Annotated in this window: 17 protein-coding genes and 2 pseudogenes; 17 read left to right on the top strand and 2 right to left on the bottom strand. The window is 40.8% G+C overall.

Translation table 11 applies throughout. The annotated features are described in order from the left end of the window. Window positions 1-31: 31 nt before the first annotated feature. Window positions 32-2,722 carry a glycosyl hydrolase-related protein gene (locus RHS_RS07510; protein ID WP_047832804.1) on the bottom strand — a complete coding sequence of 897 codons (2,691 nt, stop codon included), beginning with the start codon at window positions 2,720-2,722 and terminating at the stop codon, window positions 32-34. Window positions 2,723-3,190: 468 nt separating this feature from the next. On the opposite strand from RHS_RS07510, the gene RHS_RS07505 reads away from it, so the two are divergent. The 6 genes from RHS_RS07505 (at window position 3,191) to RHS_RS07480 (ending at window position 12,160) form a co-directional block, all read left to right on the top strand. Continuing rightward, the gene (locus RHS_RS07505) at window positions 3,191-4,309 is read left to right on the top strand and encodes a substrate-binding domain-containing protein (RefSeq protein WP_044294675.1); all 1,119 of its coding nucleotides are present in this window, start codon (window positions 3,191-3,193) and stop codon (window positions 4,307-4,309) included. Window positions 4,310-4,351: 42 nt separating this feature from the next. After that, complete coding sequence (locus RHS_RS07500; protein WP_047832803.1) at window positions 4,352-5,734, top strand: DUF4185 domain-containing protein; 1,383 nt, start codon at window positions 4,352-4,354, stop codon at window positions 5,732-5,734. Continuing rightward, window positions 5,731-6,564 carry a carbohydrate ABC transporter permease gene (locus tag RHS_RS07495; RefSeq protein ID WP_052430780.1) on the top strand — a complete coding sequence of 278 codons (834 nt, stop codon included), beginning with the start codon at window positions 5,731-5,733 and terminating at the stop codon, window positions 6,562-6,564. Before RHS_RS07500 ends, RHS_RS07495 begins: the two co-directional genes overlap by 4 nt. A 43-nt stretch (window positions 6,565-6,607) precedes the next feature. Continuing rightward, on the top strand, window positions 6,608-7,981 hold the full coding sequence (locus RHS_RS07490; RefSeq protein ID WP_395021706.1) for an ABC transporter substrate-binding protein: 1,374 nt from the start codon (window positions 6,608-6,610) through the stop codon (window positions 7,979-7,981). A 32-nt stretch (window positions 7,982-8,013) separates the two neighbouring features. Continuing rightward, on the top strand, window positions 8,014-8,937 hold the full coding sequence (locus tag RHS_RS07485) for a carbohydrate ABC transporter permease (protein WP_044294666.1): 924 nt from the start codon (window positions 8,014-8,016) through the stop codon (window positions 8,935-8,937). A 67-nt stretch (window positions 8,938-9,004) separates the two neighbouring features. Continuing rightward, a complete protein-coding gene (locus RHS_RS07480; protein ID WP_047832824.1) occupies window positions 9,005-12,160 on the top strand; it encodes a glycosyl hydrolase in 3,156 nt (1,051 codons plus the stop codon). Here the strand turns inward: RHS_RS07480 and RHS_RS30480 are convergent. Continuing rightward, window positions 12,079-12,279: pseudogene (locus tag RHS_RS30480) on the bottom strand (DUF6783 domain-containing protein). The gene RHS_RS07480 and the pseudogene RHS_RS30480 overlap by 82 nt on opposite strands. On the opposite strand from RHS_RS30480, the pseudogene RHS_RS30475 reads away from it, so the two are divergent. From RHS_RS30475 to RHS_RS07430, 11 genes and pseudogenes are all read left to right on the top strand, one after another. Continuing rightward, window positions 12,217-12,348 (top strand): annotated as a pseudogene (locus RHS_RS30475) (DUF6783 domain-containing protein); the annotation flags it as partial. The pseudogenes RHS_RS30480 and RHS_RS30475 sit on opposite strands and share 63 nt — an antisense overlap. Further along, on the top strand, window positions 12,345-13,565 hold the full coding sequence (locus tag RHS_RS07475; RefSeq protein ID WP_047832801.1) for a uroporphyrinogen decarboxylase family protein: 1,221 nt from the start codon (window positions 12,345-12,347) through the stop codon (window positions 13,563-13,565). The pseudogene RHS_RS30475 and the gene RHS_RS07475, both read left to right, overlap by 4 nt. A 187-nt stretch (window positions 13,566-13,752) precedes the next feature. Beyond that, a complete protein-coding gene (locus RHS_RS07470; protein WP_027296354.1) occupies window positions 13,753-14,193 on the top strand; it encodes a LytTR family DNA-binding domain-containing protein in 441 nt (146 codons plus the stop codon). Next, complete coding sequence (locus RHS_RS07465) at window positions 14,194-14,676, top strand: hypothetical protein (RefSeq protein WP_027296355.1); 483 nt, start codon at window positions 14,194-14,196, stop codon at window positions 14,674-14,676. A 292-nt stretch (window positions 14,677-14,968) separates the two neighbouring features. After that, window positions 14,969-15,751: an ABC transporter ATP-binding protein gene (locus RHS_RS07460; protein WP_395021724.1), complete on the top strand. Its 783-nt coding sequence runs from the start codon at window positions 14,969-14,971 to the stop codon at window positions 15,749-15,751. Next, complete coding sequence (locus tag RHS_RS07455) at window positions 15,748-16,449, top strand: ABC transporter permease (RefSeq protein WP_395021702.1); 702 nt, start codon at window positions 15,748-15,750, stop codon at window positions 16,447-16,449. Before RHS_RS07460 ends, RHS_RS07455 begins: the two co-directional genes overlap by 4 nt. Window positions 16,450-16,574: 125 nt before the next feature. Beyond that, a complete protein-coding gene (locus RHS_RS07450) occupies window positions 16,575-17,531 on the top strand; it encodes a DUF1848 family protein (protein WP_047832800.1) in 957 nt (318 codons plus the stop codon). Window positions 17,532-17,599: 68 nt separating this feature from the next. Beyond that, complete coding sequence (locus tag RHS_RS07445; RefSeq protein ID WP_047832799.1) at window positions 17,600-18,367, top strand: MerR family transcriptional regulator; 768 nt, start codon at window positions 17,600-17,602, stop codon at window positions 18,365-18,367. 97 nt (window positions 18,368-18,464) lie between these two features. Beyond that, the gene (locus tag RHS_RS07440; protein ID WP_047832798.1) at window positions 18,465-19,823 is read left to right on the top strand and encodes an MATE family efflux transporter; all 1,359 of its coding nucleotides are present in this window, start codon (window positions 18,465-18,467) and stop codon (window positions 19,821-19,823) included. A gap of 32 nt (window positions 19,824-19,855) precedes the next feature. Next, window positions 19,856-20,731 carry an EamA family transporter gene (locus tag RHS_RS07435; protein ID WP_047832797.1) on the top strand — a complete coding sequence of 292 codons (876 nt, stop codon included), beginning with the start codon at window positions 19,856-19,858 and terminating at the stop codon, window positions 20,729-20,731. 55 nt (window positions 20,732-20,786) lie between these two features. Further along, window positions 20,787-21,956 carry an ROK family protein gene (locus RHS_RS07430; RefSeq protein WP_161597414.1) on the top strand — a complete coding sequence of 390 codons (1,170 nt, stop codon included), beginning with the start codon at window positions 20,787-20,789 and terminating at the stop codon, window positions 21,954-21,956. Window positions 21,957-22,043 lie beyond the last annotated feature (87 nt).

The following is a 22,043-nucleotide window of genomic DNA, read 5'->3' as shown; positions in this document are numbered from 1 at the left end:
CTTAATGCAATGATTTTAATCATATTTTCGGTTAATGAGGAAGTGGTTCAAATGAGAGAAGCAGTGTTTTTATTTCATGTGGTTTAAGGGCAATTGTAATGATATTTTCTTTAAAATCGGCAGTGGATTGAGGCGCTTCCAGCAAATCACAAACGTACGCCTGATGCAGTGTAAGCGCACAGATAAGCCTGTCGGTTTTAGGGGTATCGCTATAGTTAGATAAACGTATAAGAACGTGATCCCTATTGTCTCCTGCCGGTTTTATCATTGAGATGTATAAGGCATTTTCCGCCAGGTGAAAGCCGGAAAATTGAGGGGCAGATGTCGTGCCATTTGAATTCAGGGTAGTAAAACTGAAAGGCTGGACTCTCATTGCATCTGCCGTGTTCAGCAGTTCCACGTTTGAAGTACCTTCTGCAAAAGGCATCAGTGCGTATTCAAAAGTCAGTTCTCCTTCCAACTGCCCGTCTGGCTGTCCGTTAGTTAAAAAGGTTTTCTCAAAACTTCTAAACAAGGTGACATCAATACGGCCTTCCTTTCCCGGGTGTGCAGCAGCTTCGTGCAGTCCTCCTCCTGACAGGAAAGCAAATCCGCTGCCATCGGTTCTTTTTCGATATAGAATATTGCCAAAAGCCTTTTCTTCGCGTTCTGCTTCTTTCCAGTTTTGCGTGGTATGATCTCTTTGAACCGGACGTTCTACAAAGGTAAAAGCCTGTTCTGCATAATAGCACTTAGATGGTATTCCAGTCTGAAGGGATAAAACAAACCGGTGATCCTTTATACTGTTTTTTACAATAGTGCGGCAATTGATAACTTTTGAATGTTGCTCCAAAGAGAGATAAGTCTTGATTTCCAATATATTTGTAAAGGCACTTCTGCGTGTAAACTGTCTGTGATAATCCATCCTGGTAGGCAGATTTAAATGGTGTGTAATACAGAATGTACTCCTGGAGGGACCGTCAGAAACAATGGCAACGCTTGAGGCAGTGCCGCAGTAAGTCACAAGATCAGGGACTGGCGGTCTGGAACTCCAGCCGTCACCTGTTTCTCCGCAGTCTTTGTAGGTGATCAGGTTCGGGTAGGTCTGATTGCAGGTGAGATCTGTCAATGTTACATTCCCGGCGGGTGAAACTTCTAATTGAAGAAATTCGTTCTCAGCAGTTAAGTTGTGGGAGGTTAAGCTGTCATAATAGCGCACAGGCGATGTCACGGGGACAATGGAGCAGCTTGTTTGACCCATAGCCGGTATAACTGCAGAAAAGCTTATCGTATAGATATCCCTGGCTGTTCCGTAAAATTCAGTGGGTTTTCTCACATTAGTATTGTTTACAATAGATTCAATCTGATAGGGGATTTCTTTGCCGTCAGCATTGAATAGCAGGAACCGATTCACAATTTCAGACGGGATCTGCTCAAAACTGGGTTTGGGATAATCCGTTGGGAATGCAATATCTGCGGTTATTACTTTATTCAGTTCGAAAGGAAGAGGGTTGAATAAAGTCAGCTGTAAATCAAACTTGTTATCCGATTCGGAAAGTATGTTTTCAGATGGAAGAAAAACATGTAATGCATTTTCGTAGATTTCCTGGCCGATTTGCCTGGACTGACGGTAGCGGTAAAGCATATCCTGATGGACTTCGTCAGTAGAACAGCCGCAAATTGAATCGTGGGCATGATTCTTAAGCAGATATTGATAAGCCAGCTTTTCAAAGCCATAGGGCAGAGCTTTTCCATACATAGACGCTAGTGCGGACAGGGGCAGGGCTTTTTTCTCCAAAAGAGTCTGGGTGTCGTCATTTGCTTTTTTTAAATCATAACGGCTGGAAAGGGTACCGGATATTAACTTATTGTGCTCCTCCATAGCATGGGCAGGTGCCTGAAGTTCCCCGGTTCGGGAAGGCATATCATTCAAATGCTGATGAAGGCATGCAAAAAATTCGGATACACCGCCGATAGAAACTTTACTGGAGTAGGTTTTCTCTAATGCTTTTGATAATCTAACTGCCTGTGGATGAATTGGTGTATGGTCCATACCATCCATAAGTATGACAAATGGAAGGGGAGAACGAAGCCTTTCAGCAGCTGCATAGGCGGCAGACGCTTCGGTTTCATTCTGGATTGCCCTGTTATCAGAATATACTTCATTCCAGAAGCTTCCATAACCGCAGCTCTCCGGAACTTTATAAGTAACACAGAAACTTCCATTTGGAGATTGCCATACAAAATAAGCAGGCAGATCACACTCATTTGTGCCACGCCCCAGGATAGCATTTGAAATATGAAAGCCATTTAAAATTTGCGGCATCTGGGAAATATGCCCGAAGATATCACATAGATATCCAAGTGGGAGCACAGGAGTACCCGGTGAAAGTTTATTTGTGAGAGCATGACCCATTTGCAGGTTTGCGATAAGGCTCTCGCCACTTACGAGATTTTCATCAGGCATTGTATACCATGGGCCGATGATTAAGCGGCCGGATTTGATAAGTGCCAGGATCCGGTTTTGGTCTTGCGGCATAATTTCCAGATAATCTTCTATGAGCACTGTCTGTCCGTCGCATATAAAGGAAGTAAAAGCCGGATCTGCCTCCAGTGTAGATAAGATTTCCTGAAAAGTAACTACCAGCCGTTGACGGAAAGATTGGAAAGGCAGATACCATTCCCGATCCCAGTGGGTAGATGCAAAATATAAAATTTTGTCAATTGGTTGATTGGAATACATATATTCTCCTCTCTGTGTTTGGAATTATATTACTAACTAACTGGAAAAAGTAGTAAAATAAGAAAAGTTAGTAATTTAATTCAAACAAAATAAAATGAAATAGCAGCATTGTAGATAAAAAAAGCATATAACATGACGAAAAATAAGTCAATTAAAAACTGAAAAATAGGAGAAATACACAAAAGAAATATCTTGAAATTTACGAAAACGATAGTTAGATTACTAAGTTAGTAATGCTTAGTAACAAAAAATGAAAATCAAATATATGCAAAATGATGAAAAAATAGGTAAAAATATAAAAGTAATTGACGAATAGAACAAAATTTGGTATCGTAATAGATAACAAGACCGAAAAGAAATAAAATAGAAAAACAGAGATATATTACTAAGTACTGGTAGAATATGGAATTAAATTATGCTATACTCAAAATAAGATCGTAATAATGCACATAATAAGGAGAAAAAGTTATGATAGAAAACAGTATTCCTAAGTACCAGCAGATAGAAAAAGATATATTAGAAAAAATTTATCAGGGTGTCTATGCAAAATCATCAAAACTTCCAAGTGAAAATCAGATGGCAGAAATATATAAGACAAGCGTACCAACGGTAAGAAAAGCATTCAGTGAATTAGTACATAAGAGAGCGATTTATCGAATTAAGGGAAGTGGTACTTTTGTAAGTGCAGATGAAATGGAAGAGATACCGAATACAACCAGCAGAACAAAATCAATGCAGAATATCTGTTTTTTGGTTTTTACAGACATAACAGACAGTTCTATTATGAAAATGATCCGCGGTGCTCAGATGTATTTATTTGACAAAGGCTATTCTATGACGATACTCTGCAAAAGCCAAATGTCAGGATCAGAAAGCGAACTGATAAGGGGGTGTTTGGAAAGTAATGTAGATGGAATTATCTGCTTTGCAGAAGATCCAAAAGAGAATGCCGGAAGTTTTCGCATGATAATGCAGCACCATATTCCGGTGGTAATGCTGGACAGGGGGCCAAGTGATGTACCATTTACTCTGGTATCTGCGTATAACGTAGACGGAGGATATCAGATTGCAAAGTATTTATTAGAAATAGGGCATCGAAAGATTGTATTCGCGGCAGATACTGCCCAGCTTGTCGCTGAGAAGGATCGCTTAAAAGGATACCGCATGGCATTAGAGGAGGCGGGAATCCCATATGATGAAAAACTGGTATTAGAACAAATTCATTTATCATCCCAGCAGGATAAGTTAATGGAAATTATCAGAAAGCATGAAATTACGGCAGTACAATGCGTAAATGACAAAATGGCAGTGGAGGTGATGAGAAGATTAAAAAGTGAAGGATACCATGTACCTGAAGATATATCGGTTTGCGGTTTTGACGGTTCGGATGAATCGCAATATGCATCACCAAGAATTACTACCATAAATCACCCGTTTGAAGAAATGGGCCGTGTTGCAGCTTCAAAGCTGCTCAGTCTGCTGGGAGGGAAAAAATCTCATAGCCAGACATATCTTGCGGTAGAGCTGGAAGTTAAGGATTCCAGCTGTCCACCAAAGCAGGTTCCTGCGCCAAAGCAAGATAACTAAATACAGTAAGATGTAAGGTACAATATAATTAGGGAGGTATTTATGTACTATTATGATGAATTAATTGCGGAAATAAGTGTTTCGGAAGGAACAGGCAGTGTGGTAACACCCTTGCCTCATCTGGTACCCATAGGACGAATCCATAAAACTGGTGACAGCTGCCAGATTTCTGTTTCTGCGGACGGACAGTTATTTGAGCAGATAGAAGGACATGGAATGAACAAAACAGCCGGTTATTTAAAGGTTGAATGCAAAGGCAACTGCCGTGTTAAGTTTTTTGTTGGAAAAGGATATTGGGCGCAGGAAGAACATTTCTATACGGATGCTATGAAACAGACAAACGAATGGGCGGGGAGTGACGGGATCAATTCCTTTAACCTGGAAAATGGCAGGGATTCGTATAATGCGGATTGTGATACTACCTTATTTGTATTTGGTGATACACTGGTAAGCAGGGTGGATAAAGAGACGAATGAGAGGATACCGCCGGTTTATATGCCAAGTAATACATATGGGATTATGAATAAGCGTCCAAATGACATTCATTTTGTAATAAAGAAAAATGAAGATGGAATTCCACAGCCTGTGCTGACACCGGTGAAAAATCAGGAGGATGATGAGGGTTGGTTCTGGCTTCAGGACGGTGTTATAGCAGACGGAAATCTCTATCTGACTCCGTTAAACATGAAATCAGACCTTTCAAAGCCAGAAGGATTTCAGTTTAAAGTAGCCGGAGTAACAATGGTAAAAGTTCCGGTCAGAGATAAGTTTCCAGTTTTTGAAGACGCAGAATATTACCCTACCGCGCTGTATAGGTGTAACGGGGGCATACAATATATTGGGGGAATTGCTTACCTGCCCTATGCACCTGAGTTTGGATATGAAGAAGGGGATGGGTTCCTGTATGTTTACGGCTATCAAAATGATGTGAATCAAATACAGGACTGCAGGGTATTCGTAGGACGGACAAGACCGGAAAATATACTGGATACGGAAAGCTGGGAATATTTTGACGGGAAAAAATTTGTTCGGGGAATGGAAAATGCGGCTGTTATTCTTGAACATGCTTCCTGTGAGATGAGTGTAATGCCTATAGCAGAAGGCGATATGAAGGGGAAATTTTTAGCAGTCTTTCAGTACGATGTTCAATCTTCCTATGTAGCATATTCTGTTGGTGAAACACCCTGGGGTCCTTTTGATACACAATGCAAAGTATATTACTGTAAAGAAAAAATATATCTATGCAATTCTATCTATACTTATAATGCGAAGGCCCATTCCCATTTATCAAAACCGGAGTCCATACTGGTATCATATAATGTAAATACGCCGTCTATGAAAGATAATTGCAGAATAGCTGATATTTACCGGCCGAGATTTATTCTTTTGCATGATACAACCATAAAGAAAGGAAGATGGCAATGAAAAAATCTGAAATAATAAAGAAAATTATTTTGCATATTATCTTAATTCTACTGGGATTGTTTTTTGTATTTCCGCTGGTTTGGATGATTTTAACAGCCTTAAAATCACCGGCAGATCTCATAGATCCCAATAAGTTTTTTCCAACCACTCCAATTTGGGGGAATTTTAAAGCAGCACTTACTTCTATTCCGTTTTTACAATATTTTAAGAACAGTGTGTTTATTTCAGCAGTTTGTGTAGTTGGATCTGTATTTTCTTCATCATTGACAGCATATGCTTTTGCGAAACTGAAATGGCCTGGGAAGGATGTGCTGTTTGTTATAATGCTGTCTTTAATGATGATACCTTCTCAGATTATACTAATTCCCATGTTTACTATGTATGCAAAGATAGGATTGTTAAATACTTACATACCGCTTACAGTGCCTTGCTTTTTTGGAGTGGGATGCAGTATGTATATATTCCTGCTGCGGCAGTTTTTTAACGGTATTCCAAAAGAGCTGAGTGAAAGCGGATTAATTGACGGAGCCGGACACTTCCGAATCTTCTGGAGCCTGATTCTGCCACTTGCCAAACCCGGTATGATTACCGTTTCTCTTTTTACTTTTATGTTTACCTGGAATGATTTTTTTGGTCCTTTGATTTACGTTACGGATCATACGAAATTAACGCTGGCAGTGGGATTGCGTGCATTTCAGACCCAATATGAATCACGGTATAATTTAATGATGGCAGCAGCACTCGTGGCAATGATTCCCACCGTGCTCATATTCTTTTTAGCTCAGAAAAAATTCGTAGAAGGTATTACATTTAGCGGTATTAAAGGATAACCAAATAAAAACGAACGTCAAAACACATTTTGAAAGGAGAATTATGATGAAGAAGAGAATGAAAGAAATTTTAAAAAGAGGTATTGGAATTGCAGGAGCATTGACACTTGTAATATCGATGGCAGGGTGTGGACAGGAGAAAAAAGAGGAGCCGGCATCTGGCGGCGAAACGAAAGCCCAGGAGAGTGTAAAGGAAACAACAGCTGCAAAAGCAGACGGAGAGAAAACAAAAATATCTTTCTGGCATATTTTTCCTGTGGGATCCGATGGTTATGATGAACTGGATGAGCTGATCATGAATTTCAATAACGTACAGGATAAATATGAGGTGGAGCATGTAGGTTATCCATTCCTGGATTATTTCAGCAAGATGACAACTGCTTTTGCGGGAGATGTGGCACCGGATATCTTCTTTTACACGTTGGATGATGTTCCGGTAAGAGCAGCAAATAATACCATTGCAAATTTAACGCCATTTATTGAAAGAGATAAATATGATCTGAGTGATCTCTATGAAACAGAAGTGGGATTTGGTTCTTATGACGGTCAGCAGTATGCACTTCCGGCTTCTTCCACCAGCCGTATGCTGTTTTACAATTTAGATATGTTAGAAGCAGCCGGATTAACAGAAGCGGATGTCCCCAAGACCTGGGATGAGTTATACGAGGTAGCACACAAAATGGATATCGTTGAGGATGGTGTCATTAAACAGCTGGGATATGACCCGACTGCCGGTCAATCAAACTATTTCCAAATGCTGTGGCAAACTAATTTAGATTTTTTTGATGAAGAAAATAACATTGTAATTAACGATGACGCACATAAAAAAGTGTTACAGTGGATGATAGATTTTAATAAGGATTATCCATATGCACAACGTCAGGCTTTTACAGATGCAAGTAAAACACTGGGAGCGGATGCTTTTGTCAGCGGACGTCTTGCAATGATGGTTGGCACAAATGACGAATATAAAGTGCTGCAGAACAGTCAGGTTCCTTTCCGTTACGGGGTTGCAACGCAGCCAATTCCGGAAGGAGGCACCCGCGTAAACTGGAGTTCCTGCTGGTCCTATGAAATCTTCAACAGTAAAAATGATGATAAAATTAATGGCGCGTGGGAATTTATGAAATATATGTTAACTCCTGAAAACCAGCGAGCATTTTATGACAGCCAGGGTCTTCTTACCGCATCGAAAAAAGCAAATGAAACTTTAAAAACAGATGAAATTATGAGTAAAATTATTGAGGAGCTTCCATATACCAGTGAGAAAAAATACATTGATTTTGCGCCAAAATGGCATGAGGACTGGAATCAGTTTATGGAAAAAGCGGTTGCCGGTACACCTGTGGATGAAGTTATGAAGGAAGCTGAACAGTTTTATAAAGAAAAGCGGGAAAATTATAAAGCAACGAATTAGCTTTAAAGCATAGCGGCAGAAGGAGGAATAACATGAAGCGGGGTTCAAAAAAACACAATAAATTAGATGCTGAAGCAAAGGCAGGACTATTATTTGCATTGCCGTTTATTATTGGATTAGTTATATTTACGGTGATTCCCTTTGTCAGTTCTTTTATCTTCAGCTTTACAAATTACAATATGAAGACCAGTCCGGATTTTGTGGGATTGGCTAACTATAAAATAATGCTGGCAAATGATTCCTTGTTCTGGCCGTCTTTGTGGAATACGATTGTGCATGTACTGATCTCTACACCATTAAATTTGATTTTTGGTGTCATGCTGGCATTATTACTGAACAACAAATTAAAAGGTATGAACGTTTACCGCACTATATTTTATCTTCCAAATGTAGTATCCATGGTGGCAATGGCGCTTCTGTGGCTCTGGTTATTCCAGCCTTCCTTTGGTTTGATCAATCAATTGCTGGGGCCCATCTACAAGTTATTGGGTGCACAGCCTATCGGATGGCTGAATGATGCGTCTACTTCCAAGCTGGCAATCGCTCTAATGGGATTATGGACCTGCGGCGGATCGATGGTTATATACCTGGCACAACTTCAGGATATTCCCAGAGATTTATATGAAGCGGCTGAAATTGATGGTGCAAACGGATGGCAGAGAATGAAACGGATTACAATACCACTTATGACTCCGGCTATTTTTTACAATTTGATAATGACGCTTATCAGCGGGTTCCAGGTATTTATGCAGTCCTTTATTATGACTAGCGGAGGTCCTGCACGCTCTACCTATTATTTCGCATATTATTTATATGATAAAGCATTTAAAGATGGGCAGATGGGTATGGCGAGTGCCATGGCATGGTTCTTACTGGTGGCAACACTGATCGTTACTATGATTGTATTTGTAACAAGCAGACGCTGGGTATTCTATATGAACGGAGAAGAAAATTAAAGAACTGCAAAAAGGCGGCCGGTAGATGCTTTTGCCGGCTGCTTTAAGAATATTTGGGGGGAATTTTATGGATAAAATAAGAGAAACGGAATTTAGCAGGAAGGTTTTTGAAAATCCGCCTGCATGGTACAGAGGTGTCCCTTTCTGGTCATGGAACTGCTTTGTGGATAAAAATAAGATAGAGCGTGATGTCCGGATTTTTAAAGAAATGGGGTTTGGCGGTGCGGACATTCACAGCCGTTATGGCCTGCAAAATGAGTACCTGGGAGAAGAATTTCTGGAACTGGTGCAGTTTTCCCAGAAGGAGCTGTCAAAGGAAGGACTTTATACATGGCTGTACGATGAAGACCGATGGCCCTCAGGTGCGGCAGGAGGATTAATAGCCAGACCGGAAAATACTTCCAGATGTCTTCTGTTTACTCCGAAGAAGCAAGGCGGCAGTTTTTGCAGGGACAGGGAAGAATTTGAGAGGTGCCAAAGATCCGGTGAAGATCCTGATGGATATTTTCTTGCAGCATACTGTGTTCAGTTGGAACAGGAATGTCTAAAAGGATACCAGAGGACAGAAACGGACCATTATAAATGTAATGACGGAGTCTTGTGGTATGCATATCTGGCGCTCGAGAGGAATGACATCTGGTATAACGGTTATGGTTATGTGGATACATTAAACCCGAGGGTGGTTCAGGAATTTACAGAAACTACCCATGAAAAATATGCAAATGTCTGTGGAAGTGCATTTGGAAAAGAAGTCCCAGTGATATTTACAGATGAACCACAGTTTGCATATAAAGAGGCATTGCCCTTTCCGATGGATAAATGTGATATTCATTTATCCTATACGGATGATTTTGATATTAAGTTCATAGCAAAATACGGTTATTCCATTTTGGATTATATTCCTGAGCTAATATGGGAACTTCCTGACAGCAATGTGTCGGTACACCGATACCGTTATCACAATTTCGTTTCTGACATTTTTGCCCAGTCTTATTTTCAGACATTGTATCAGTGGTGTGAGGAACATCATATATTGCTGACCGGACATGCCGTTGAGGAGTCCACACTATGGTCGCAGACCAGAGCGATAGGTGAGGCGATGAGATGCTATCAGTACCTGCATATACCTGGTATAGATATTTTGTGTGATGCAAGAGAGTATTTAACTGTAAAACAGGCGCAGAGCGTTTCACGCCAGGATGGCCGGGATGGTGTCATGAGCGAGCTATATGGGGTGATGAACTTGGATGTTACTTTTCGGGAGCATTTAATCCAGGGAAACTGGCAGGCAGCTATGGGCGTTACCCACAGAGTACTGCATCTTTCACTAATGTCACTGGAAGGTGGAGCAAAAAGGGATTTCCCTGTTTCCTTATCTTATCAGACGCCCTGGCATCAGGAATATAAAGTTCTGGAGGACCACTTTGCAAGGGTAAATTTTGCCATGAGCCAAGGTAAAAGCAGGGTGAGGGTAGGTGTTGTTCATCCGATAGAAAGCTATTGGCTGCATTGGGGACCAATGAATCAGACCCAGCTTTATAGGGAAGAGCAGGAAGAGCGATTAAAGGAATTAATAGACTGGCTTTTATTTGGATTAATTGATTTTGATTTTTTATCAGAAGAACTTTTGTTAAAACAATACAGGGAAACAGATTTCGGATTTCAGGCAGGAGAGATGTGCTATGAGATGATTTTAATACCGGGCTGTGAGACACTGCGAAGTACTACCCTGGAGTACTTGAAGAAGTTTAAAGCACACGGAGGAAAAATTCTCTTTTTAGATCAGCCGGGGGCTTATATAGATGCCCAAAGTAGCCCAAAATTAAAATGTTTTGCCGGCAAGGAAGAAATTGTTTCTTTTTCAAAGAGTGTAATTTTGCATAAACTTGAAGTAGTAAGGGATGTGGATGTAGTTGAAGTTCAAACAGGACGCCGGGGGAAAGATCTGTTGTATCAGATGCGGGAGGAAGCAGACGGAGGTAAGTATCTATTCCTTTGTAATGTTACTCAAAATGAAATGCCAAGTTTTTTTGAAATTACGGATGATGGACTGCCTGGAAAAACGTGTGAAGTGCATTTGCGGGGAATATATCGAATTGAAAAACTTGAGACGAATACAGGAAATATTCTGCCGGTAGATTGTGTTTATCAAAATGGCATGACCATCTGGTATGAAAAAATCTATTCGGGAATGAGTTTTTTATATCATGGTATTCCTGCGGAGCAAAGTATTACAAATGGCAGGGCAGACGTTAGTAAAAAATATACAGATACACATCCGCAAATTGTATGTGAACTTGACTGCATAGGCTATCAACTGGAAGAGCCAAATGTTTTGCTTCTGGACATGCCGGCATTTTCTGTGAATGGAGAAGACATGCACCATGAAGAAGAAATTCTGAGGATAGGGAAGTATGTAAGGACAGAATTAAAGTATCAACGCAGCTATGAGCAGCCATGGCGGTTAAAAGAAAATAATAACAGGCCGGATATGGTTACCCTTCAATTTCATATAGAAAGTGAGATCGAAGGAATGCCTGTAAAGCTGGGGATCGAGCAGCCCCAATATACAGAAATTATCTGGAACAATATACCGGTAAATATGCAGCCGGATGGTTGGTATATAGATGAAGCGGTTAAAACAATACCGTTGGGTTTGTTACAAAAAGGCTGTAATGAATTAATCATTGAAATGAGAACCGGAGTGCAGACAGATTTTGAGCCGTTTTATTTACTGGGTGATTTTGGAGTAAAACTAGAAGGCAGAAAAGCTGTGGTAATTAAGAAACCAGGACATTTAAGTTATGGAGACATAACTTCTCAGGGATTTCCTTTTTATGGAGGGAATATAACGTATTTCTGTAATTTTCAACAGACAGGAGATGATAAAATTCTTTCTATCCATGATTTTAGTGCACCTTTGCTTAATGTGTATATGGATGGGATGAAAGAAGGAAGCATTATTTCAGCTCCGTATGAAGTGAAACTCAAAGGGGGAGATGCAGGGAAAAAGCAAATCGAAATACGGTTATATGGAAACCGTTATAATACACTGGGAGCGGTGCACAATTCAAACCCGTCCTACGATTGGTATGGAAATAATGCCTGGGAGACACAGGGAGCATATTTTGCTTATGAATATCATTTAAAACCGGCAGGAATTTTCACCAGCCCCCGGATTATTACCAAAGCGAGTTTAAAACACGCTCTAGAGCGTGTTTGAAAATTCATTCCTGCCATCTGCACGCCCCACTTTGCGGCATATTTGCCCCGAATTCAGGTTACGTAGCCCGCTACGCGCCCTTCATCCGGGACAAATCTCCCACAAACTGTGACGCACAGCTGCCAGAAAGCAATTTTAAAACACGCTCTAGGGTAAAATTAAGAAAAGAATCAGGAGGAAATTTATGACTTCAAGAGAAAGAATCAGGGCCGTTTTGAATCATCAGAAGCCCGATGTACTGCCAATTGATTTTGGCGGGCACCGTTCCAGCGGCATTAGTGCTATCGCATATAATAGGTTAAAAAAATATTTGGGATATCCACAGGAGACTACAAAGCTTTATGACGTAATGCAGCAGCTTGCCATACCCGAAGATTTTATATTAGAAAGGATGGGAGGGGACGTAGTACAGGTTAAAAGGCTTATGTCTGCATTTCAAATAAAGGGCGACCGTTACAAAATATCCGAATTACCGGACAAAAGCCCCTGCATGGTCCCCTATGACCTGAATCCCGTAGTCAATAAAAAAGGAGATTTCGAGATCCATGACATCAATACCGGAGAACTGCTGGCTGTACGTCCGAAGGATGGGACACTGTATGATTCGGTGAGATATTACCTGGAGGATGTAGAGACACTGGAAGAATTACAGGAGCAGCTGGTATTGCCTGAAGTGACCGAAGAAGAATTGGCATTTATCGAGGTTCAGGCGAGAGAATTGTATTACAATACCGATAAAGCGCTGCTTATGCATGCAGGATGCAGTGTATTCGAGCAGGGGCAGCAGGATTTTGGGTATGAGAACTGGGCTTGCCATCTTTTACTGGAAAAGGAAATGGTGCATGAGTGGGCAGAGAAGATGACGGATGCCTATGTGGTTAATCTGCAGAAAATGCTGGACAGGGTGGGCGAATACCTGGACGTGCTTATTTTTGGCGGGGATGATTTGGGAAACCAGATTCAGCCTCAGTTGTCACCGGAGCTGTACCGTGAAATGATAAAGCCATACCATAAAAAGATCTTCCGGTTTGTCCGGGATAATTATCCGGGGGTTAAGGTAGCGCTGCATAGCTGCGGATCTATTTATGATCTGATTCCGGATCTGATTGAGGCAGGGGTACAGGTGCTGAATCCGGTTCAGATCTCTGCAAGGGGTATGGACCCTGTGAGACTGAAAAGAGAGTTTGGAAAAGATCTGGTATTCTGGGGAGGTGGAGCAGACATGCAGCAGTTTGTGGCTGGCACATCCAGGACAGAGGATATTTACCGCCATAGCAGCGAATTAATTGAAATATTTAATAAAGATGGAGGGTTTATTTTTAATCAGTGCCACAATATTTTGGATGAGGTATCGCCGGAGAAGATTCTGGCTATTTATCAGGCGGCATTGGATTATCGGAAGTAGAAAAGAATGAAATAATATAAAGCTGTAGGTCAAAAGTAATTGATCTATGGCTTTTTATTTTGCAGTTATAAAAGGATACAACTTAGACTATAATTTCCGCAACTTAGAAAAACCAGGTTGAAATAAAAAATGCCAGTGTGTATAGTGGGAATAGATCAAAGAGAGATTTGCGGCAGGAGGTGGAAGGGTGAAGATACATGTCAGGGAGGACAGCAGTTTAAGTGATATGGAGATTACAATTAATTGTCCAAGTGCAAATGAAAAAATAGATAAAATTATTGCCGTGTTACAAATGATGGATCATAAAATTACCGGTATCAAAGATAAACAAACCTATATTTTGGATACTTCCGGAATTTTATATATTGATACCGTAGATAAAAAGACCTTTTTTTATACGGAGTCAGCAGTCTATGAGACACCGATGAAATTATATGAACTGGAAGAACAGCTTGCGGACATGGATTTTTTCCGCGCTGGGAAATCCTGTATTATAAATTTTAATCAGATTAAATCGCTGCGCCCGGATATTGATGGAAGAATTCTGGTTACTATGAATAACGGAGAAAAAGTATTTGTTTCCAGACAGTATGCAGGGACAATCAGAGAGAAGTTGGGGGTGAAATAAATGAGTGATAAAATTCTTTCAAAATACAAATTTGCTGCTCAGGTAATGATCATATTTGCGGTGGAAATCCTGGTTATTGCGATTGCAGGTGCTTTGTGGGGAGAAGAGTCAATGGATTTTTCAAATCTGTATCAGCTGGGGGGCAAAGGGATTGCGAACACCACAATTTTACAGCTTTTTATGTGTTCCATTGTACTTAATCTGGTGCAGAGTATCAGTATGTCTGCTAAAATATTTCAAAATGTCATGATGCTTTGGCGTACGGTAATAATGGTTGTGCTGAGTGTGCTTGTGATTTTGATTTTTGTTATCTGCTTTGGGTGGTTTCCTTTGGATTTCTGGCCGGCTTGGGTAGGCTTTTTCATTTCTTTTGGTCTCTGCTTCCTTGGCAGTACCATACTTATGGTTATTAAGACGAAGCTGGAACAAAAGAAATACGACAGACTGCTAAAAGTTTATAAAGAGAAAAAGAAAGAAAATTAGAAGAAGGGCAGATAAGGTTGAAAGAAAATTAAGATATAGAAAGGATGCCACGGTGTGATTCTTTCAACCTGTTTTATTGTGGCAGTATTGCAGGCAAGCCTGCAATATGCAATGGGTATAAGGTTGAAAGAAAATTATGATATAGAAAGGATGCCACGGTGTGATTCTTTCAACCTGTTTAATTGTGGCAGTATTGCAGGCAAGCCTGTAATATGCAATGGGTATAAATATGGGAGAGATTGTAATTCGAGATATATCGAAATCGTTCAATGAGAAATGTGTTTTGAATAATGTGAATTTAAAGATAGAAGAAGGAGAAGTGTTCGGTCTTTTGGGACCGTCAGGCGCAGGAAAAACTACATTAATTAAAATTTTAACCGGACAGTTAAAGCCGGATCTGGGGGAAGGGACCATTTTTGGAAAGTCCTGCGTACAGCTGGACAGAGAAGATTATAAGATGATCGGTATGGTTCTGGATAACAGCGGATTGTATGAACGGTTGAGCTGTTATGATAATATGTTGTTGCCGGCACGGATATACGGAGTAGAAAAAAAGAGAATTGGTGTACTGTTAAAACGTGTGGGGCTGGAAGATGCGGAGAAAAAAGCTGTGGAAAAATTGTCAAAGGGAATGCGGCAGAGGCTGGTACTGGCAAGAGCGATGCTTCATCAGCCAAAACTATTATTTTTGGATGAACCTACAAGCGGTCTGGACCCGTCGGTGACACAGACAATTCATGAGCTTTTGCAGGAACTGAAAAAGGAGGGGACAACGATATTCCTCACTACCCATAATATGGAGGAGGCTTACAAGCTCTGTGACCACGTAGCCCTGTTAAATGACGGTGGAATCGTAGAATACGGGGTACCGGAAGAACTTTGCAGAAAATACAATACCCAGAATATCATCACAATTCTGTGTAAAGATAAATCGATTGTAAAACTGAAAAATACAAGGGAAAATGCGGACAGAATTATGGAATATTTTCAGGGGGAATGCGTGGAATCTATTCATTCTTCAGAACCGGATCTGGAAACGGTATTTATGGAATTAACCGGAAGGAGGCTGCTATGAGTATACATGCAAGAGTATTACAGGCACTGTTTAGCAAACAGATAAAAGACACGGCACATAATATGCAGGTGCTGATATTATTTTTTACATTTCCGGTGATTGCAATGGTTATGACCCAGAGCATGGGAAAACAGATGGGGAATAGCGCATTTTTTATATCAATTTTTGGTGTTATGCATGGGATATTCACACCCATCGTAGCAACTTCTTCTATGATGGCGGAAGAAAAGGAAAAAAATACACTGAGAATGCTGCTAATGTCCAACGTTAACCCAATAGAGTATCTGATTAGTACCGGTGGATTTGTGTTTCTCTGTACTATGGTTACCGGTGTGCTCTTTTTACCACTGGGAGGATATTCAGTGGCTGAAATGGTAAAATTTATGGCGGCATTGGGAATAGGAAGCATTTTATCAGTTGTTTTAGGCATGGCGATCGGTGCATATGCCAAAAATATGACGTCGGCAAACGGTCTCGCACTGCCCTTTGGGATGATCTTTGCTTTTTTACCTATGCTTGCAAAGTTTAATGACAAGATAGGACAGATTGCAAAATTTACTTATGGACATCAAATCAGCAGTTTTGTGGAAAAAATGGAAGGGATCAGCTGGGAAGGTGTACTGGTGATAGTGGTAAATTTTGCAATAATGCTTGTTGGATTTGTAATTGTGTTCCGCAGAAACCGGTTAGATGGATAAGCTGTATAAAAGCCTGGACGGTAAATAATCCAGGCTTTTACTATCCCCGGCAGGTTGACGCATCCCCTATAAAATAGTACAGTATATAAAAATACTGTTAACTACTTATGAAATGAGGGATGATTATGATAATCAGTGCAAGCAGAAGAACCGATATTCCATCGTATTATACCGATTGGTTTTTAAACCGGATCCAAGAAAAACAGGTCTGGGTCAGGAATCCCATGAATGCCCACCAGATCAGCCGGATTGATTTATCTCCGGAAGTAGTGGACGGCATTGTTTTCTGGACCAAAAATCCAAGACCAATGCTGAAAAGGCTGAATGAACTGAAAGAATATGCTTATTATTTTCAATATACGTTAAACCCCTACGGAAGGGAAATAGAAGAACACCTTCCACTTCTTAAGGATCGGATGAATAGCTTTCAGTGCCTATCGGACATGATCGGAAAGGAGCGTGTAATCTGGCGTTATGATCCGGTTATACTAAATGATACTTATACGGTGCAGTACCATGTAAAGGAATTTTCCAGTATGGCTGAAATGCTTGCTCCCTATACAAATAAATGTGTCTTCAGCTATTTGGATTTCTACACAAAAATGAAAAACAGGATGAAGCAGATGGGGATCCGGCCGGCAGTAAGAGAAGAAAAAGAATATCTGGCAGAAGCATTTTCAAAGGCGGCATCCCGCTATGGAATTGCTTTGGAAACATGTGCAGAAGATATCGATCTTCATAAATTCGGTATTGCTCACGGAAGATGCATTGATGACAGACTGCTGTCAGAGATCATAGACTGTCCCCTGAAGGTGGAAAAGGATAAGAACCAGAGGCTGGAATGTGGATGTGCGGCCAGCATTGATATCGGATTATATAATACCTGTAAAAATGGCTGCGTATATTGTTATGCTAATTTAAACCACGAACTTACTTTAGAAAATAATGCAAAGTATGATAGGGATTCGCCCTTGCTCTGCAGTAAACTGGGGGATAAAGATATTGTAAAGGACCGAAATGTAAAAAGTTTGAAGGAAAGACAGTTAAGCTTGTTCTCACGTGAATCGATAATCCTGTCCTAGAGAAAAAAGTGCTTGACATTGACGCAGCGTAAAGGTTTAACATGGATTTATCAGGAGGTGGATAGAAAATGGAATATAGCATTCAGAAACTGGCTAAACTGGCGGGAATCACTACCCGGACACTGCGCTATTATGATGGAATTGGTCTGCTGCATCCGGCATATGTGAATGAATCCGGATATCGCATATATGGAGAAAAGGAAGTGGACGCACTTCAGCAGATCCTGTTTTTTCGAGATATGGGAATGGAACTGTCCAAAATAAAAGCGATCACTGCAGATGTTTCATTTAACCGGGTGAATATTTTGAGGGAACATCTGGATGTTTTAAAACAACGTCAGCAGCAAATTGATCTCCTGATTAAAAATGTTACTAAAACAATTGAAAAGGAAGAAGGGAATAGAAGCATGACTGACAGAGAAAAATTTGAAGGCTTAAAAAAAGAAATGATACAGGAAAATGAAAAACGGTATGGTGAAGAGATCAGAAAAGCCTATGGAACAGAAGCAGTGGATAAGAGTAATGCCAAACTGATGAATCTGACCATGGAAGAATATGAAAAAATGCAGATGACAGGAAAAGAAATAAACTGTCTGCTGGAGGAAGCGGTTCAGAAGAAGGAAAATCCTTGGGGAGAACTGGGACAAAAAATTGCCGGACTTCACAAAGAATGGTTGTCATACACCTGGAGCCATTATACACCGGAGGCCCATAACGGAGTAGCTGAAATGTATGTGGCGGATGAGCGTTTTACGGATTATTATGACCAGAATGTAAAGGGATGTGCCCGTTTCTTAAGAGACGCAGTTCAGGCAATGAACCAAAGTAAAAAATAGTATGAAAACAAAGTAAAATTCTATTGAAATTCTCACATAAACCAGATAGAATATTCAGTGCGTACAAATGATCATGTACCGTATTGGAGAAGAGAAAATGGTTGAAAATAATCTAGAAAAAGATAGTATTAGAAAACTTGTACTGCGCCTTGGAATTCCTTCCATGCTGGCGCAGTTTATTAATGTGTTATACAGCGTGGTAGACCGTATGTATATTGGGAATATTGATCAGATTGGAGAGATTGCCCTGGCGGGAGTCGGCATCTGCGGGCCGATCGTGGCACTTTTGTCCGCATTTGGGTCATTTGTGGGAGTGGGCGGCTCCCCCCTTATGAGTATCCGCATGGGAGAAAAGGATGAAAAATCAGCAAAACAGATTCTGGCAAACAGCTTTTTACTGCTGCTAGTGGTATCGGTGGCACTGACGATCATATTGTTGCCCCTCAAAGAAAATCTGCTGCTGTGGTTCGGTGCCAGTGAGCAAAGTTTTCCCTATGCAAATGATTATTTTACCATCTATTTACTTGGTACCGTATTTGCGCTGATGTCCATCGGTATGAATCAGTTTATCATCTGTCAGGGATATGCAAAAGTCGGGATGATGTCCGTGATGATCGGTGCAGTTATGAATCTGGTATTAGATCCTGTATTTATCTTCGTTTTTGGTATGGGAGTAAAGGGTGCGGCAATTGCTACGGTCATTTCCCAGATGGTATCCTGCGGTTTCGTACTTAAATTTTTGTTTGGGAAAAAAGTTCCCATAGCAATCAGTTTTGGAGGATACAGTCTTGGGATTATAAGGAAGATTGCCTTTTTAGGACTAACACCATTTATCATTATTGTTATGGACAACGTTCTGCTGATCGCCCTGAATACCGTTTTGCAAAAGTACGGCGGTCCGGACAGGGGAGATATGCTGATTACCTGTGCAACAATCGTACAGAGCTTTATGCTTATGGTAACGATGCCGCTTGGAGGAATCACGGCCGGAACCCAGACGATACTTGGATATAATTATGGAGCACGCAAATCGGACCGAGTTTTGGAAGCGGAGAAGTGGATTGTTATTTTATGCCTGATCTTTACTACTATCATGTTTGTGACGGCTCAGAATTTTGCCAGACCTTTTGTAGGGATATTTACCCAAAACGAAACATACATTCAGTTTGCAGCAAGAGCCATCCGGGTATATACTTTAGGTATCATACCACTAGCAATTCAGTACACCTTTGTGGATGGATTTACCGGTATGGGCATTGCAAAAATGGCACTACCATTGTCTACCTTCAGAAAGGTTGTGTATCTTGGCGCAGTATTCCTGCTTCCCCTGATATATGAAATCGACCAGGTGTTTCTGGCAGAGCCTGTTGCAGACGTGATTAGTGCGGTGGTTACGGGAACCTGCTATTTTGCAATGATAAAGAAAATTTTACATAGGCGGGAAACTAATGTATAAAAAGGCATCAGAATGTATGGGAGGTGTGTGGGATGTGGGTTTTATTTGCTTTTGGATCAGCACTTTTTGCAGGCATAACGGCAGTTCTGGCAAAACTTGGAATTGAGAAGACAGATTCATACCTGGTAACTGCACTTAGAACGGTAATTGTAGTGATCTTTGCATGGCTCATGGTTTTTGTGGCGGGATCTTTTCATACAATTGGAGAGATCGGCAGAAAAACTTTTGTGTTTTTAATCCTTTCCGGAATGGCTACCGGTGCGTCCTGGATATGCTATTTTAAGGCGCTGCAGCTGGGAGATGTAAATAAGGTAGTACCTATTGATAAATCAAGTACAATACTGACAATGCTTTTTGCATTTCTGTTTTTAAAAGAGGGGCTTGGCGGTATCAAGGTGCTTGCAATGGGCCTGATCGGAACGGGCACTTATCTGATGATTGAGAAGAAACATAAGGATCATGGGCTGCCCCGTGCTAAAACCCAAAAAGGCAGGGGCTGGCTGATATATGCTCTTCTCTCAGCAGTATTTGCAAGTCTTACGGCGATACTTGGCAAAATTGGGATAACTGGTGTAGAATCCAATCTGGGAACAGCAATCCGCACTATGGTTGTATTAATCATGGCATGGATCATAGTTTTCGGACTGCACAAACAAAAAGAAATAAAAGACATAGATAGACGATCCTGGATATTCATTTTTTTATCCGGGCTTACAACAGGACTGTCCTGGCTTTGTTACTATCGGGCATTGCAGGACGGACCGGCAGGCGTTGTAGTGCCCATCGATAAACTGAGTATTTTAGTGACCGTCTTTTTTGCTTACTTTGTTTTAAAGGAAAAATTAAAGAAAAGGGCTGTGACAGGACTGATTTTGATTGTACTTGGTACACTTGCTTTACTTATCTAGAAAAATGGATTAAAATATGGGTAGAATCAGAAATAAATCAGCAAGGAGAATTAGTGTGAACGGTGGAAAAGGCGGAAACAGCAAGACATACCGACAGTTAAACAGGGGACTGATGTTAAAGCTGGTTGCTACGGGAGTCTGTACTTCCAGGGCAGAGCTTGCAAGAAGAACAGGTCTTACGAAAATGGCAGTTACAAATATTGTATCGGAAATGCTGGAACAGCATTTGATTGAGGAAACCAGTGTTGTGCAGAATGAGGAAGTCGGAAGGAATCCGATCCGCTTGAAAATATCCGGACAATGCCCGAAAATCATTGGCGTACTGGTATTCAGAAGCCGTCTGGAAGTTGTTATGTGTGACTTTAGTTTAAATATCATCAGGCGGGAGACCAGAGTCATGAAGGAAGCCTGTGTGACCAACAGCGATGGGCTGATGGAACAGTTATATGAGATGATTGACAGGCTGAGGAAGAAAGAGAGGAACATACTGGGAATCGGCGTGGCATCCATTGGTCCGGTAGATGTGAAAAAGGGAATGATCCTGGAACCCCTCTATTTTTGGGATATTAAAAATATCCCCATTGTGGAACTATTGACAGAGCGGTATCATCTCCCTGTCTTTTTAAACCATGACAATCAAAGCGGAGCACTTGCAGAGCTGTTATATGGATATGGAAATGAGTATAAGGATTTCCTGTTTCTGGGTCTGGGACGGGGAATCGGATGCGGGATGGTCATGAACGGAGATTTGTATGAAAACCAGAGCGGACTTCCGTCTGAAGTGGGACATACCAGCATTGATTACCAGGGGGAGCAATGTACCTGTGGAAATAAAGGATGTCTGGAATTATATGCAACCACTCCGGTAGTGGAAGAACGTCTGCAGAGAGAAACAAACAACAATTACCGTTTTACCCGGTTTTGCAGGGAAAGCAATGATCCGGCGGTGGAAGAAGTATTCGCCGATGTGATGAAGAAACTGGCCGCAGCGTTGGTAAATTATGTAAATATTTTAAATCCGGGTCTGATTCTTCTGGGGCATGATGGGATTTATCTGCCTGGGAATGCCATTGCAGTCCTGAAAGAGGAAGTAAACAGCCGCAGATTTTTTCACAATGCGCAGGAAATTGAAATCAAAAAAACACAGTTTGGGGCAGATGCGCAATTGCTGGGAGGAGCATGCCAGGTATTGCAGCAGGCATTTTTAGGAAAACTGCTATTTTAAAAAATATTTTTTTAGTTGAAATGTATATTGACTTTACTATTTTAATTAATTATAATAAATGTAATTAGTAAAGGCGATTTACATATA

This window comes from Robinsoniella sp. RHS, assembly GCF_001029355.1.
Taxonomy (GTDB): Bacteria; Bacillota; Clostridia; order Lachnospirales; family Lachnospiraceae; genus Robinsoniella; species Robinsoniella peoriensis.
Note: the sequence above shows the minus strand (reverse complement) of the source record. Positions and strands in the feature narration are given on the sequence as shown.

Excerpts from the sequence above, each read along its gene's own strand:
- RHS_RS07510 (WP_047832804.1), bottom strand. The coding sequence starts at position 2,722 with ATGTATTCCAATCAACCAATTGACAAAATTTTATATTTTGCATCTACC.
- RHS_RS07505 (WP_044294675.1), top strand. The coding sequence starts at position 3,191 with ATGATAGAAAACAGTATTCCTAAGTACCAGCAGATAGAAAAAGATATA.
- RHS_RS07500 (WP_047832803.1), top strand. The coding sequence starts at position 4,352 with ATGTACTATTATGATGAATTAATTGCGGAAATAAGTGTTTCGGAAGGA.
- RHS_RS07495 (WP_052430780.1), top strand. The coding sequence starts at position 5,731 with ATGAAAAAATCTGAAATAATAAAGAAAATTATTTTGCATATTATCTTA.
- RHS_RS07490 (WP_395021706.1), top strand. The coding sequence starts at position 6,608 with ATGATGAAGAAGAGAATGAAAGAAATTTTAAAAAGAGGTATTGGAATT.
- RHS_RS07485 (WP_044294666.1), top strand. The coding sequence starts at position 8,014 with ATGAAGCGGGGTTCAAAAAAACACAATAAATTAGATGCTGAAGCAAAG.
- RHS_RS07480 (WP_047832824.1), top strand. The coding sequence starts at position 9,005 with ATGGATAAAATAAGAGAAACGGAATTTAGCAGGAAGGTTTTTGAAAAT.
- RHS_RS07475 (WP_047832801.1), top strand. The coding sequence starts at position 12,345 with ATGACTTCAAGAGAAAGAATCAGGGCCGTTTTGAATCATCAGAAGCCC.
- RHS_RS07465 (WP_027296355.1), top strand. The coding sequence starts at position 14,194 with ATGAGTGATAAAATTCTTTCAAAATACAAATTTGCTGCTCAGGTAATG.
- RHS_RS07455 (WP_395021702.1), top strand. The coding sequence starts at position 15,748 with ATGAGTATACATGCAAGAGTATTACAGGCACTGTTTAGCAAACAGATA.
- RHS_RS07450 (WP_047832800.1), top strand. The coding sequence starts at position 16,575 with ATGATAATCAGTGCAAGCAGAAGAACCGATATTCCATCGTATTATACC.
- RHS_RS07445 (WP_047832799.1), top strand. The coding sequence starts at position 17,600 with ATGGAATATAGCATTCAGAAACTGGCTAAACTGGCGGGAATCACTACC.
- RHS_RS07440 (WP_047832798.1), top strand. The coding sequence starts at position 18,465 with ATGGTTGAAAATAATCTAGAAAAAGATAGTATTAGAAAACTTGTACTG.
- RHS_RS07435 (WP_047832797.1), top strand. The coding sequence starts at position 19,856 with ATGTGGGTTTTATTTGCTTTTGGATCAGCACTTTTTGCAGGCATAACG.